15 protein-coding genes are annotated in these 13,021 nt (G+C 74.9%); 7 read left to right on the top strand and 8 right to left on the bottom strand.

Going from position 1 to position 13,021, the window contains the following annotated elements; all coding sequences use genetic code 11:
* Window positions 1–10 precede the first annotated feature (10 nt).
* The gene (dapE, locus tag HDA33_RS01655; protein WP_184170231.1) at window positions 11–1,150 is read left to right on the top strand and encodes a succinyl-diaminopimelate desuccinylase; all 1,140 of its coding nucleotides are present in this window, start codon (window positions 11–13) and stop codon (window positions 1,148–1,150) included.
* Window positions 1,151–1,246: 96 nt separating this feature from the next.
* Here dapE and HDA33_RS01660 read toward each other — a convergent pair whose 3' ends face one another.
* The 4 genes from HDA33_RS01660 to HDA33_RS01675 form a co-directional block, all read right to left on the bottom strand.
* Complete coding sequence (locus HDA33_RS01660) at window positions 1,247–2,134, bottom strand: amino acid ABC transporter permease (protein ID WP_184170233.1); 888 nt, start codon at window positions 2,132–2,134, stop codon at window positions 1,247–1,249.
* The gene (locus HDA33_RS01665; protein ID WP_158494365.1) at window positions 2,131–2,811 is read right to left on the bottom strand and encodes an amino acid ABC transporter permease; all 681 of its coding nucleotides are present in this window, start codon (window positions 2,809–2,811) and stop codon (window positions 2,131–2,133) included. Before HDA33_RS01665 ends, HDA33_RS01660 begins: the two co-directional genes overlap by 4 nt.
* Window positions 2,812–2,918: 107 nt before the next feature.
* A complete protein-coding gene (locus tag HDA33_RS01670) occupies window positions 2,919–3,809 on the bottom strand; it encodes a glutamate ABC transporter substrate-binding protein (protein WP_184170236.1) in 891 nt (296 codons plus the stop codon).
* A gap of 38 nt (window positions 3,810–3,847) precedes the next feature.
* On the bottom strand, window positions 3,848–4,672 hold the full coding sequence (locus tag HDA33_RS01675; protein WP_420826905.1) for an amino acid ABC transporter ATP-binding protein: 825 nt from the start codon (window positions 4,670–4,672) through the stop codon (window positions 3,848–3,850).
* A 112-nt stretch (window positions 4,673–4,784) separates the two neighbouring features.
* On the opposite strand from HDA33_RS01675, the gene HDA33_RS01680 reads away from it, so the two are divergent.
* From HDA33_RS01680 to HDA33_RS01690, 3 genes are all read left to right on the top strand, one after another.
* Window positions 4,785–5,585, top strand: a complete 801-nt coding sequence (locus HDA33_RS01680) for an LOG family protein (RefSeq protein ID WP_184170239.1) — start codon at window positions 4,785–4,787, stop codon at window positions 5,583–5,585.
* Window positions 5,582–5,926 carry a cell division protein DivIVA gene (locus HDA33_RS01685; RefSeq protein ID WP_184170241.1) on the top strand — a complete coding sequence of 115 codons (345 nt, stop codon included), beginning with the start codon at window positions 5,582–5,584 and terminating at the stop codon, window positions 5,924–5,926. Before HDA33_RS01680 ends, HDA33_RS01685 begins: the two co-directional genes overlap by 4 nt.
* A 179-nt stretch (window positions 5,927–6,105) precedes the next feature.
* On the top strand, window positions 6,106–6,276 hold the full coding sequence (locus HDA33_RS01690; protein ID WP_017489063.1) for a DUF3117 domain-containing protein: 171 nt from the start codon (window positions 6,106–6,108) through the stop codon (window positions 6,274–6,276).
* Between the two features lie 64 nt (window positions 6,277–6,340).
* On the opposite strand, the gene HDA33_RS01695 is transcribed toward HDA33_RS01690, so the two are convergent.
* Window positions 6,341–6,991, bottom strand: coding sequence for an O-methyltransferase (locus HDA33_RS01695; RefSeq protein WP_184170244.1), 651 nt, complete (start codon window positions 6,989–6,991; stop codon window positions 6,341–6,343).
* Between the two features lie 216 nt (window positions 6,992–7,207).
* Between HDA33_RS01695 and HDA33_RS01700 the strand changes: the two genes are divergently transcribed.
* Window positions 7,208–8,074, top strand: a complete 867-nt coding sequence (locus tag HDA33_RS01700) for a zf-HC2 domain-containing protein (protein ID WP_184170247.1) — start codon at window positions 7,208–7,210, stop codon at window positions 8,072–8,074.
* 60 nt (window positions 8,075–8,134) lie between these two features.
* A complete protein-coding gene (locus HDA33_RS01705) occupies window positions 8,135–8,740 on the top strand; it encodes a twin-arginine translocase TatA/TatE family subunit (protein ID WP_184170250.1) in 606 nt (201 codons plus the stop codon).
* A 15-nt stretch (window positions 8,741–8,755) separates the two neighbouring features.
* Here HDA33_RS01705 and HDA33_RS01710 read toward each other — a convergent pair whose 3' ends face one another.
* From HDA33_RS01710 to HDA33_RS01720, 3 genes are read right to left on the bottom strand one after another with little or no spacing between them, the layout of a single operon-like run.
* The gene (locus tag HDA33_RS01710; RefSeq protein WP_184170252.1) at window positions 8,756–9,904 is read right to left on the bottom strand and encodes an Mrp/NBP35 family ATP-binding protein; all 1,149 of its coding nucleotides are present in this window, start codon (window positions 9,902–9,904) and stop codon (window positions 8,756–8,758) included.
* Window positions 9,901–10,737, bottom strand: a complete 837-nt coding sequence (locus HDA33_RS01715; RefSeq protein ID WP_184170255.1) for a DUF1003 domain-containing protein — start codon at window positions 10,735–10,737, stop codon at window positions 9,901–9,903. Before HDA33_RS01715 ends, HDA33_RS01710 begins: the two co-directional genes overlap by 4 nt.
* 39 nt (window positions 10,738–10,776) lie before the next feature.
* Window positions 10,777–12,045, bottom strand: a complete 1,269-nt coding sequence (locus tag HDA33_RS01720; RefSeq protein ID WP_184170258.1) for a magnesium transporter MgtE N-terminal domain-containing protein — start codon at window positions 12,043–12,045, stop codon at window positions 10,777–10,779.
* Between the two features lie 92 nt (window positions 12,046–12,137).
* Between HDA33_RS01720 and HDA33_RS01725 the strand changes: the two genes are divergently transcribed.
* Window positions 12,138–12,974 carry a YflT domain-containing protein gene (locus HDA33_RS01725; protein WP_184170261.1) on the top strand — a complete coding sequence of 279 codons (837 nt, stop codon included), beginning with the start codon at window positions 12,138–12,140 and terminating at the stop codon, window positions 12,972–12,974.
* The last annotated feature ends 47 nt before the right edge of the window (window positions 12,975–13,021 follow it).

The raw sequence follows: 13,021 nt of genomic DNA on the forward strand, positions 1-13,021 counted from the left end.
GACTGGACGCATGACTGAGACCGCCGCCCCTTCCCTGCCCGACCTCGCCGATCCCGGCCTCGACGTCGCGGAGCTCACCGCCGTCCTGCTGGACGTCCCGTCGGTCTCGGGGGACGAGGGTCCGCTCGCCGACGCCGTGGAGGCCGCGCTGCGCGCCCTGGGAGGGCTCGAGGTGCGGCGCTTCGGGGACGCCGTGGTGGCCCGCACCGACCTCGGCCGGGACACCCGCGTGATCCTCGCCGGCCACCTGGACACGGTGCCCCTGCCCACCGTGCCCGGCTCCCGCGGCACCGTGCCCTCGGCCTGGGAGGGGGACGTGCTCTACGGCCGCGGCGCCGTGGACATGAAGTCCGGGGTGGCCGTGCAGCTGGCCCTCGCCGGGCGCTACGGCCGCGCGGACGGGCCTGCCCCCGCGCACGACGTGACGTGGGTGTTCTATGACCACGAGGAGGTCGCCTCGGACCTCTCCGGCCTGGCCCGGGTGGCCCGGCAGGCCCCCGAGCTGCTCGAGGGCGACTTCGCGGTCCTGCTCGAGCCCACCGACGGCGTCGTGGAGGGCGGGTGCAACGGCACCTGCCGGTACCGCGTCTCCTTCTCCGGGGTGGCGGCGCACTCGGGCCGCGCCTGGCGCGGGGAGAACGCGATCCACAAGCTCGGCGCGGTCCTCACGGCCCTGGCCGCCCACGAGCCCGCCACAGTCACCGTGGAGGGCCTGGACTACCGCGAGGGCCTCAACGCGATCCGCGTGGCCGGGGGAGTGGCGGGCAACGTCATCCCGGACGCGGCCCACGTGGACGTGAACTACCGCTTCGCCCCGGACAAGACCCTCGAGCAGGCCCACGCCCGCGTCCGCGAGGTCCTGGAGGGCGTCGGCGTGGACTGGGACGCCCAGGTGCGCATCGACGACGCCTCGCCCGCCGCCCGGCCCGGCCTCGACCGGCCCGCCGCGGCCGCGTTCGTGGCCGCGGTCGGGGGAGAGCCCCAGCCCAAGTACGGCTGGACGGACGTGGCCCGGTTCTCCGAGCTCGGCGTGCCCGCCGTGAACTTCGGCCCGGGCGACGCGCTGCTGGCCCACACGGACGACGAGCACGTGCACCGGGCCGCCGTCCACGCGTGCCTCGACGCCCTCGACGCCTGGCTGGCCGGCTGACGCCCGGCCCGCCCGCCGCGGGGATCTCGTCCCGCGCAGACGACGACGGCGCCCCACCGGTCGGACCGGTGGGGCGCCGTCGTCGTTCGGGGCCGGTCAGGCCGGCTTGTCCGTCGGCGCGCCGACCACGGGCGTGGTCGGGGCGCCGGCGTCGCCGGCGGCGCGCGAGGACAGCCGCCGGGACAGGCGGGTGGCCGCCCACGTGAGGAGGAAGTTGATGACGATGAAGATCAGCGCCGCCACCACGAGGGACTGCAGGATGTTGCCCTGACCCGAGCCGAGCTGGCGGGCGTACTGCAGCAGCTCGAAGAAGCCGATCAGGTAGCCCAGCGCGGAGTCCTTGAGGATCACCACGAACTGGCTCAGGAGCGAGGGCAGCATCGCGATGAGCGCCTGCGGGACCTCCACGAGGCGCAGCGACTGCGTGCTGGTCATGCCCACCGCCGCGGCGGCCTCGCGCTGGCCCTTGGGCAGGGAGCGCACGCCGGAGCGCACGAGCTCGGCGATCACCGAGCCGTTGTACAGCGTCAGGGCGACGATCACCGCGTAGTACGGGCTGTCCGCGGGGGCGATCACCCCGGTGCGCGCCACCTGGGCGAACACCTGGTAGAAGAACACCATCATGATGAGCACGGGCACGGCGCGGAAGAACTCCACCACGAGGCCCGCGGCGCCCCGGAGGGGGGCGAACGGCGCCAGGCGCAGGAAGCCGAACACGAGGCCGAACACCACGGAGGTCAGCACCGCGATGGCCGCGGCCTGGACGGTGAACTGCAGTCCGGGCAGGTAGTAGTTCGTCCACGCGTTGGCGTCGAGGGCGGCGGTCCAGCGGCGGGCCTCGAGCTGGTCGGCGTCCGCCATGCGCATCAGCACGACGACGGCCAGGGCCAGCACCGCGGCGAGCGCGACGAGGTTGGCGATCAGGATGCGCCGGCGGGCCAGGGGGCCCGGGGCGTCGAAGAGGACGGAGGCCTGGGAGCTCATCGTGCCACCGCCCACTTGTCGGAGGCCCACGTGGTGAGCAGGCCGATCGGGATCACGATCAGGCAGAAGCCGATCGCGAAGGTCAGGAAGATCGCCACCATCACGTCCGGGCTGAACTCGATCATGCGCTTCATCAGGCCCGAGGCCTCGGCCACGGAGGCCGCGGCTGCCACGGTGGTGTTCTTGGTCAGCGCGATGACCGTGTTGCCGAGCGGGGTGATGGCGCCGCGCAGGGCCTGCGGCAGGATGACGTGCCGCGCCGCGGGCAGGAACCCGAGCCCGATGGCGCGGGCCGCCTCGGCCTGCCCCAGGGGCACCGTGTTGACGCCGGAGCGGATGGCCTCGCACATGAACGCCGCGTGGTACAGCGAGAGGGCGATCACGGCGTAGATGAAGAAGTTCAGCGTGAAGTCCGAGGAGAAGGTGATCTTCAGCTGGCCCCAGACGGCGAGCACGCCGAGGAGCATGACGATCGTCAGCGGGGTGTTGCGGACGACGTTGACGTAGGCGGTGCCGATCGCGCGCAGCGAGGGCACGGGGGAGATGCGGAACAGGGCGAGCACGACGCCGAGGACGAACGAGCCCAGGGTCGCGAGGAACGCGAGCCTGATGTTCGTCCAGAACGCGAGCGGGATGTCCGCGCCGTAGTCCGCGAGGAGCGAGGAGATCGATTCCATGACTTCTCCGAGGGTCGGGACGGAGCTGACGGGGGCCGGATCGCCGCGGGGCGGGCCGGGGCGGACCGCTCAGGTCACGCCCCGGGCCCGCCCCGCGACGGGTGGGATCAGGAGCAGGACTCGAACTCGGCGTCCGCGCCGGAGTTCAGGGCCTCGTCGTACTCGTAGCCGGTGCCCTCGGTGTTGGCGTCGAGGGACTCTTTCCAGGCGCCGGAGTCCTTCATCTCCTTGATGGCCTCGTTGATGTCCTCGCAGCGGTCGTCGCCCTTGGCGATGCCGACGCCGTAGCGCTCGGTGGTGAAGGTGTTGCCGACGACCTTGAACTTGCCCTTGTTGGCGTCGGTGGCCGCGAGGCCGGCGAGGATGATGTCGTCCGTGGTCACGGCGTCCACCTGGCCGGACTCGAGGTAGGTGACGCACTCGGCGTAGCCGCCCTGCTCCACCAGGTTCACGCCGGTGGCGAACTGGTCCTTGATCTTCTGGGCGGAGGTGGAGCCGGTGACCGAGCAGAGGTTCTTGCCGTCCAGGGCGTCCGGGCCGGTGATCTCGGTGTCGTCCGCGCGGACCAGCAGGTCCTGGCCGGCCACGAAGTACGGGCCGGCGAAGTCCACGCGCTCCTTGCGGGCGTCGGTGATGGAGTAGGTCGCGAAGATCATGTCGACCTCGCCGTTCTCCAGGGCGTTCTCGCGGTTGGCGGACGGGGTCTGCACCCACTCGATGTCGCCCTCGGCCACGCCCAGCTTGTCCGCCACGTAGCGGGCCACGTCGGTGTCGAAGCCGGTGGGCGCCCCGGAGCCCTCGCGGAAGCCGAGGCCGGGCTGGTCGAACTTGATGCCGATGCGCAGGCCCTCGCCGGAGCCGGCGGACTGGGAGCCGCCGGCGGGGGCGGAGCCGGAGCCCTCGCCGCCGCCCTGCTGGGCGGAGGGGGAGCAGGCGGTCAGGGACAGGGCGGCCGCGGCGGTGACGGCGGACAGGGTCAGGAGGTTCTTGCGGAACATGGTGCTCTCCTCGGGGTCGGTGCGGGGACGGGGACGGGTCAGTGCGCGAGGATCTTGCCCAGGAAGTCCCGGGCGCGCTCGTGCTGGGGGGCGGTGAAGAACGACTCGGGGTCGGTGTCCTCGAGGATGGCGCCGTCGGCCATGAAGACCACGCGGTCCCCGGCCTTGCGGGCGAAGCCCATCTCGTGGGTGACGACCACCATGGTCATGCCGCCCTCGGCGAGCTGGACCATGACGTCCAGCACCTCCTGGACCATCTCGGGGTCGAGGGCGGAGGTCGGCTCGTCGAACAGCAGCGCCTTGGGCTCCATGGCCAGGGCGCGCGCGATGGCCACGCGCTGCTGCTGGCCGCCGGAGAGCTGGGCGGGCGTCTTCTTGGCCTGCTGGGCCACGCCCACGCGCTCGAGCAGCTCCATGGCGTGGCGCTCGGCGTCCGCCTTGCGCTTGCCCTTGACCTTGATCGGCCCCAGGGTGACGTTCTCGAGGATCGACTTGTGCGCGAAGAGGTTGAAGGACTGGAACACCATGCCCACCTCGGCGCGCAGCTGGGCCAGCTGCTTGCCCTCGGCCGGTAGGGGCTGCCCGTCGAGGAGGATGCGGCCGCCGTCGTCGTCGATGGTCTCGAGGCGGTTGATGGTGCGGCAGAGCGTGGACTTGCCGGAACCCGAGGGGCCGACCACGATCGCCACCTGGCCGCGGGGGATGCGCAGGTCGATGTCCTTCAGCGCGTGGAAGTCCCCGAAGTGCTTGTTGACGTTCTCGAGGACGATCAGGTCGTCGCCCGAGGCCGCACGCGAGCGGCGCGGGGCCGCCTCGTCGCGGGCGTGGGCGCCGTGGGGCTCCTCAGGCGTGATCTGCGTCATGGCACTGGAATATATCGCACCTCACTTCCGCCCCCGCGCGTCGACGGGCTCGACGCCGCGCCGCGGGGACGACGCCGGACGCCCCGGCGGGCCCGCTCGCTAGGCTGGCGCCATGGACCCCGACCAGCACCCCAGGACCGACGCCGTCCCCGCGCCCGAGCGCGTCCGCCGTGGCGGGCAGGTGCTGCGCGGCGAGGCCGCCCGCCGGCCCACCTTCGACCAGCTCCTGCTCGACGCCCGCCACCCGGGGGACGCCCTGCCGCCCGCCGCCGACCTGGCCTCCACCACCTCCGAGGCCTGGCGCGTGCTGCGCATCCAGGCCGAGTTCGTGGAGGGCTTCGGCACCCTGGCCGGGATCGGCCCCGCCGTCTCGGTGTTCGGCTCGGCCCGCACGCCCGAGGACAGCCCCGAGTACGCGCTGGCCCGCGAGGTGGGGGCCCGCCTGGCCGAGGCCGGGTTCACCGTGATCACCGGCGGCGGGCCCGGGTCGATGGCCGCGGCCAACCGCGGCGCCCACGAGGCCGGCGGCGAGTCCGTGGGCCTGGGCATCGAGCTGCCCTTCGAGGCCGGCCTGAACGAGTGGGTGCACGTGGGGGTGGACTTCCGCTACTTCTTCGCCCGCAAGGTGATGTTCCTGAAGTACGCGCAGGGCTTCGTGGTGCTGCCCGGCGGCTTCGGCACCCTGGACGAGCTGTTCGAGGCCCTGACCCTCGTGCAGACCGGCACGGTGACCCGGTTCCCCGTGGTCCTCGTGGACTCCTCCTTCTGGGGCCCGGTGGTGGACTGGATCCGGGGCACGCTCGTGGAGCGCGGGATGATCTCCCCGGGGGACCCCGAGATCTTCCACGTGGTGGAGACGGCCGAGGAGGCCGTCGACTGCGTGCTGCGCGTGTGCGGGCCGGGTGCCCCGTGAGCACGCCCCTGTGGATCGCGGTGATCGCCGCGCTCGTCGTCGTGGTGGCCGCCCTGGCCGCCGCGGCCGCCGGCCGCCTCACCCTGCGGGCCGGGGAGCCCGCGGGGCAGGCTCCGGTCCACCCCGTGGCGCTGCCCGAGCGGCCGCGGGCCGACGACGTGGCCTTCGTGCGGCTCGCCGTGGCCGTGCCCGGCTACCAGCGGGACCAGGTGGACGCCGTGCTGCTGAGCCTGCGCGACGCCCTCGCGGACCGCGAGGACCAGGTCGCCGCGCTGCGCGCGCGCCTCGCCGAGCTCGAGGCGGACGCCGCCCGGGACGCCGAGCGGACGGGGCCGCGCTGAGCGTCGCCCGCCGCGCGGACGGGCCCCGCGTTTGGCGCGGCGGCGCGCCGTCCGCGATAATGGTGATGTGACCGGCCTCGCGTGCGACTGTGCGCGCGGGTGCCGGAGGCGTCCAGACACGCCCGCTCCCGCGGTCGCCGGACGTCGAGACGGGAACATCATCCAGAAGGGAAGTCGCAATGGCCGCCATGAAGCCCCGCACCGGGGACGGTCCCATGGAAGTGACCAAGGAGGGGCGCAGCCTGATCATGCGCGTGCCGATCGACGGCGGCGGCCGTCTCGTGCTGGAGATCAACGCGGACGAGGCCCGCGAGCTCAAGGAGTGCCTGGAGGGCGTCATCCAGGGCTGAACGCCGACCGCCTGCGGAACCCCGCGCACCGTCACGGTGCGCGGGGTTCCTGCATTCGACGGGGTCAGCGGCGCACGGCGATCAGCACGCCCGTGCCGGAGGGCACGACGGCGGAGACCCAGCCCTCGTCCTCGCGGATGAGGCGGTCCACGGCGCGGGCCGAGACCGTGGACTCCCCGCGCACGGCCGGGCGGGGCACGCGGTCGGCGTCGAGGGCGTCCACGAGCACGAGCACGCCGCCGGGGGCGAGCATGCGCGCGGCCTGCTCCACGTCGAACTGGCGGGAGGCGGGGTCGCCGTCCACCACGACCATCTCGTAGGCGCCGCTGGTGAGGCGGGGGAGGACCAGGCGGGAGCGGCCCGTGATCATGCGGGTCCGGCCGGTGGGCAGGCGGGCCTCGGAGAACGCCTCGCGGGCGGCCCGCTGGGCCTCGGCGTCCGGGTCCACGGTGGTCAGCACGGTGCGCTCGGGCAGGCCGCGCATCAGCGCCAGCCCCGAGACGCCGGCGCCCGTGCCGACCTCCACCACAGCCGAGGGGGCGCGCGTGGCGGCCAGGACGGCCAGCAGGGCCGCCGTCCCCTCGCTCACGGGGCGCACGTCCAGCTCGGCGGAGCGCTCGCGCGCCCGCAGCACCACCTCGTCCTCGACGCCGCGGCTCTCCGTCCACGCCCACGAGGCGTGCTTGACGGTGGGCTGGGGCTGCAGGGCGCTCATGGCTGACTCCGGGACGACGAGGGTGAAGGGGGACGCGCCCGCGGCGCAGGCGACGCGGGCCAGTGTACGGGCAGGTTCGCACGTCCGACTCAGAATTCTCCCAGGAGCCGGGCCGATGATGGAGCGCGGAGCAGACCGACCGTCCCGGCGAGCGCGAGGGCGGCGCCGGGCCGCCCGCCCTCGCGGCGGGCCGACGAGGACGGAGGACGCAGTCGCATGGGACGTGGACACACGCTTCGCCACCTCGACGCCTACCTCGAGGACGCCCTGCCCTCCGCCTCCCGCCGGCGCATCGCCCGCCACCTGGACGGCTGCCCCGACTGCCGCGCCGCTGTCCGCGCCCGGGCCCGCGTCCTCGCCGCCGCCCGCACCGTCCACCAGCGCCCCGCCGGCGTGGTCGCCTCTCCGGTGCTGCGCTCGCGCGGGATCTCCGGCCGCGTCGTCGTGGGACTGCTGGCGTTCGTGGTGCTCGTCGGCGGCCTGCTCGCCGCCGTCTGGATGGCCGGGGCGCCCCGGGCCGGGGTGGCCCGGCTGGCTCCGAGCCACACGGACGCCGTCGGCCTGGTGAGCGGCGGGTCCGCGGACGGGCGCGTCGCCGTCGCCCAGCTGCGCGGCCACGGCTGGACCGTGCCCTCCCTGCTCGGGGCGGGCCTCGAGCCCCTCACTGTGGACGCGGCGCAGACGCCGCGGGACGTCGAGGTCGTCGTCGGCTGGGGCCTGCAGGAGCCTACCGTCACGGTGCGCGAGTGCCGCCCGCGGATCGCCGGAGCCGCCCCGGAGGGCTGCGCGTCCGCGGCCCCGCTGCCCGCGGACGCCCAGGAGCGCACCCTCGCCGGCGGGGACGTCTACCGCATCCAGCCCGCCGAGGCGGACGGGGCGTGGACCGCCGAGCTGACCACCGCCCAGGCCGCCTACCGCGTGGAGGCCCGCCTGCCGGACGAGCGCGCCGACGCCGTCCTCACCCACCTGCTCGTCTCGGAGCGCTCGCGGGTGCGCGAGCTCGGCGGCCCGGACGCCGTGGAGGAGCGCCTCGAGCGCGGCATCGAGCGCATCGTGGAGTCCGTGCCCCGCGTCCGGGACTGAGCCCGCCGCGGTCCCCGCATCCCGCGTCCGCGCGCACCGTGCTCTAGTAGAGTGCGGATCGTGTTTGGAATCAACGGCTCCGAGCTGGTCATCCTCGTGGTGCTCGCGATCGTGATCCTCGGGCCCGACAAGCTCCCGGAGTACACGCGCATGCTCACGGAGTGGCTGCGCACCCTGCGGGACAAGGCCGAGGGCGCCAAGACGCAGTTCAAGGAGGAGACCGGCACGGACTTCGACGAGGTGGACTGGCGCAAGTACGACCCCCGCCAGTACGACCCCCGCCGGATCATCCGGGACGCCCTGCGCGAGCCCGTCGGCGGCTCCTCCACCCCCGCCTCCCGCGCCTCGGCCGCCACCGGCGTGCGCGCCGAGGACGTGCACGGCGGCCTCACCCGCCAGGACCTCGTGGACATGGATCCGCGCTCCCTCTTCCGTCGCCCGGCCGGCGCCGGCAGCTCGGCCGCCCCGGCGGCGTCCTCCGGATCCGCGGCCCCGGCCGCGGGCGCCTCGCTCGCGACGGGCGCCGCGGTGGGCGGCGCCGCCGCCGCGCTGATGGCCTCGGGCCGCGCCGAGGAGGCCGTCGCCGAGGAGCGGCCCGCCGTCGAGCCGGACCCCCTCGAGCTGCTGGGGCTGGCGCCTGCCCCCTACGACGTCGACGCCACCTGAGCCGCCGCCCGCGCCTCAGCGCGGGGACAGGGGCAGTCGCCGCCCGGCCAGGCCGCGCGGCCGCACCGCGAGGCGCTCGGCGACCCCGGCCAGCGCCCGTCCCGCGGGGCTGTCCGGCGCGGAAAGGACCACCGGGTCGCCGGAGTCGCCGCCGCGGCGCAGGGCCGGGTCCAGCGGCACGGAGCCCAGCAGGGGCACCGCCGAGCCCAGCACCCGCGCCAGCCGGTCCGCGACCTCCTGGCCGCCGCCGGCGCCGAACACGTCCAGCACGGTGCCGTCCGGCAGCGTCATCGGGCCCATGTTCTCGATCACCCCGGCCACGGCCTGACCGGTCTGCTCGGCCAGCTGGCCGGCGCGCGCCGCCACCTGGGCGGCGGCGTGCTGCGGAGTGGTGACCACGAGCAGCTCGGAGGCGGGCAGCAGCTGCGCCGTCGAGATCGCGATGTCCCCGGTGCCCGGGGGCAGGTCCACGAGGAGCACGTCCAGGTCGCCCCAGTGCACGTCCGTGACGAACTGCTCGAGCGCGCGGTGCAGCATGGGCCCGCGCCAGGCCACCGGCCGGTCCTCGTCCAGGAACATGCCGATGGAGATGACCTTCACGTCCCGCACCACGGGCGGCAGGATCATGCGGTCCAGCTTGGTGGGGGAGGCGGTGACGCCCAGCAGCCCCGGGATGGAGTAGCCGTGCACGTCCGCGTCGATCAGGCCCACGGCCAGCCCGCGGGCGGCCAGGGCGACGGCGAGGTTGGCGGTCACCGAGGACTTGCCCACCCCGCCCTTGCCGGAGGCCACGGCGAGCACCCGGGTCAGCGAGCCCTCGCCGAAGGGGTTGGCCGGGCGGGCGGCGCGCAGGGCGTCCTGCAGGGCCAGCCGGCGCTCGGGGCTCATCACGCCCGTGCGCACGTCCACCGCGTCGCAGCCGGGCACGTCGGCGACGGCGGCCGCGACGTCGCCCTGGATGGTCCCGCGCAGCGGGCAGGCCTCGATGGTCAGCAGCACGGTCACCTCGACCGTGCCGGGGGCGGTCTCCACGACCGACTCCACCATGCCCAGCTCCGTCACCGGGCGGCGGATCTCCGGGTCCTGGACGGTGGCGAGCCGGTCCAGGACCCGCCGCTCCAGGTCCGTGCGGACCTCGGGCACGTGCAGGCCCAGATCGCTCATCGTGCGGCTCCGTCCGCGTCGTCCCGGCCGTCGACGGCGCGGCCGGCCTCCGGGCCGGCGTCCTGCCCGGCCTGCGCGGACTGCGCGGACTGCGCCGCCTGGGCGGCCTCGCGCGCCGCGATCACCGCGAGCGTGGTGGTGGAGGGGTCCACGCCGTCGTCGCCGGCGCGCCGCTCGTCCCGGCCGCGGTCCCGGCCCTTGTGCTTCTTCTGCTTGCGGGGGCGGGGCTCGGCCCCGGGGTCGGTCCGCTCGCGGCGGCCCTCGGCCAGCTCGGCGCGCAGCTCCGCCCGGATCTCCTCGCGCAGCTCGGCGCGCAGGGCCTCGCGCAGCTCGTCCCGCAGGTCCTCCTGGACCCCGCGCAGCTCGCCGCGCACGAAGTCGCGGGTGGCGACCTCCTGGACGGCCAGGCGCAGCCCGGAGATCTCCCGGGTGAGGAACTCGGTGTCCGCGAGGTTCCGCTCGGCCCGGTCCCGGTCCTCGCGCAGGGCAACCTTGTCCCGGTCGTCCTGGCGGTTCTGGGCCAGCAGCAGCAGCGGCGCCGCGTAGGAGGCCTGCAGCGAGAGCATCAGGGTGAGCGCCGTGAAGCCCAGGGCCGCCGAGTCGAAGCGCAGGTCCTCCGGGCCGAACGTGTTCCATCCCAGCCACGCGGCGCAGAACAGCGTCATCCAGACGAGGAACTGCGGCGTGCCCATGAACCGGGCGATGCCCTCGGTGGCCTCGCCGAACGCGTCCGGGTTGGGCGCGAGGCGGGGCACCCGGCGCCCGCTGGCGCTCAGGGGGGTGTCCAGGCCGGTGCCCCGGCTCGGGCGGGCGTCTCGGGACGTCTGGGACATGGTCACTCCTCCGGTGTCGGGCGGCGGCAGGCCGCGGGGTCAGGCTGCGGGGCGGGGATCGTGGTCGTCATGGTCCATGGCCCGCCAGTCGTCCGGGAGGATGTGGTCCAGGACGTCGTCCACGCTCACGGCGCCCACCACGCGGTGGTGCTCGTTCACCACGGGGATGCTGGTGAGGTTGTAGGTGGCCAGCTCGCGGGTGACGTGGGCGATCGGGGCGAGGTCCGAGACGGGCTCGAGGTCCTTGTCCATGATGTTGCCCACGGCCTCCGGCGGCGGGTAGCGCAGCAGCCGCTGGAAGTGGACCACGCCGAGGAACCGGCCCGTGGGCGTCTCCAGCGGCGGGCGGGCCACGATCACCAGGGAGGCCAGGGCGGGGGAGATCTCCTGCTGGCGGATGGTGGCCATGGCCTCGGCCACGGTGGCTTCGGGCGGCAGGATGACGGGCACGGGCGTCATGACGGAGCCCGCGGTGCCCTCCTCATACTCGAGCAGGCGCCGCACGTCCTCGGCCTCCTCGGGCTCCATGCGCTCCAGCAGCAGCTCCTGCTGGGAGTCGGGCAGCTCGTGGAGGAGGTCGGCGGCGTCGTCCGGGTCCATCTCCTCGAGCACGTCCGCGGCGCGGTCGATGTCCAGCTGGGAGAGGATCTGCACCTGGTCGTCGTCGGGCAGCTCCTGGAGCACGTCCGCGAGGCGCTCGTCCTGCAGCTCGCGGGCCACCTCCACGCGCCGCTTCTCCGGCATCTCGTGGAGCATGTCCGCGAAGTCGGCCGGCTTGAGGTCCTCGTGGGCGGCGAGGAAGCTGGTGGCCGCCTGGGGCTCGGCCTGGCCGGTCCAGCGGGCCTCGTCCCAGTCCAGCAGCAGGTGCTCGCCGCGCTGGGCCCGGCCGAAGGGGCCCCGCCCCACGATCCGGCGCACGTAGAGGTCCGAGACCAGCCAGTCGCCGTTGCGCTGCTGCTCCAGGCCGATGTCCTCCAGGAACGCCTCGCCGGAGCCGTCCGTGAGCCGCACCCGGCGGTCGAAGAGGTCGGCGGCCACGGTCTGCTCGGCGCCGCGGCGGGAGAACCGGCGCAGGTTGATCAGGCCGGTGGTGATGATCTGCCCCGAGTCCATGGAGGTCACCCGCGTCATCGGCACGAAGACGCGCTTCTTGCCGGGCACCTCGATCACGAGGCCGGTGGCGAACGGGGGCACGGCGGGGCCGCGGTCCAGGACGACGACGTCCCGCAGCCGGCCGAGGCGGTCGCCCAGGGGGTCGAAGACGTCCAGGCCCAGCAGCCGGGCCACGAAGATCTTGGGGGAGCTCACCGCCCCAGCCTACGGCGTGCGCCCCGTGCGCCCCGTGTCCGCGCACGGCGGAGTCCCGCCCCGCCCCGCGCCCGGGCGGGCACAATGGGGTCATGTCCTTCATGATGTCCAGCCCCCCGCCCGGCGCCGACCGGGGCCTGCCCCGCGGCGAGCTCCTGGCCACCTACGCCTCGTACGCGGACGCGCGCGAGCAGGTGGACCGCCTCGCGGCCACGGACTTCCCGGTGAGCGCGGTGTCGATCGTGGGCAAGGACCTGCGCGTGGTCGAGCGCGTGCGCGGCCGCCTGAACTACGCGCAGGTGGCGCTGTCCGCCGGCGTGCGCGGCGTCTTCTTCGGCGGCCTGATCGGCGTCTTCCTCTTCCTCCTCACGCCCGAGGGCGGCGCGGGGCAGATCCTCACCTCGATGCTGCTGGGCCTGGCCGTGTGGCTGATCTTCGGCGTGATCGGCTTCGGGATGCGCAAGGGCCGGCACGGCTTCGCCTCCTCCCAGGCCGTGGTGCCCACTGGCTACGACCTCGTGGTCGCCTTCGAGCACGCCGCCCGGGCCCGCACCGAGCTGGGCCTCGGCGGGGCGGCCGCCACGGCCGCCGCCGCGGTCTCCACGTCCCCGGCGACGCCGGCCCCCGCGGCCCCGCAGGCCGGGCCCGCCCAGGACGGAGCGGGCCAGGTCGACGCCCCCCGGCCCGACGCGCCCCAGGCGGACGCTCAGCATGCACCCCAGGCCGGGGCGCCGTCGTCGGGCGGGTCCCACGCCGCCCCGGACGCCGACGCACAGCCGGCCGGGGCCGAGGCGGCGCCGGCCGCCGGCGCCGTGCCCACCGGGCTGGACCGCTCCTACGGCGTGACCCTGCCGCCGGAGGAGGTGGCCAAGCTCATCCAGGCCCGCGGCGGGCAGGCGAGCCGGCCGCAGGAGGACCCCCGGGACTGAGCCCGGCCCAGCGGGGTCCGGCACAGAGAGGACCCGCTCAGAGAGAC

Source organism: Micrococcus endophyticus, from assembly GCF_014205115.1.
GTDB lineage: Bacteria > Actinomycetota > Actinomycetes > Actinomycetales > Micrococcaceae > Micrococcus > Micrococcus endophyticus.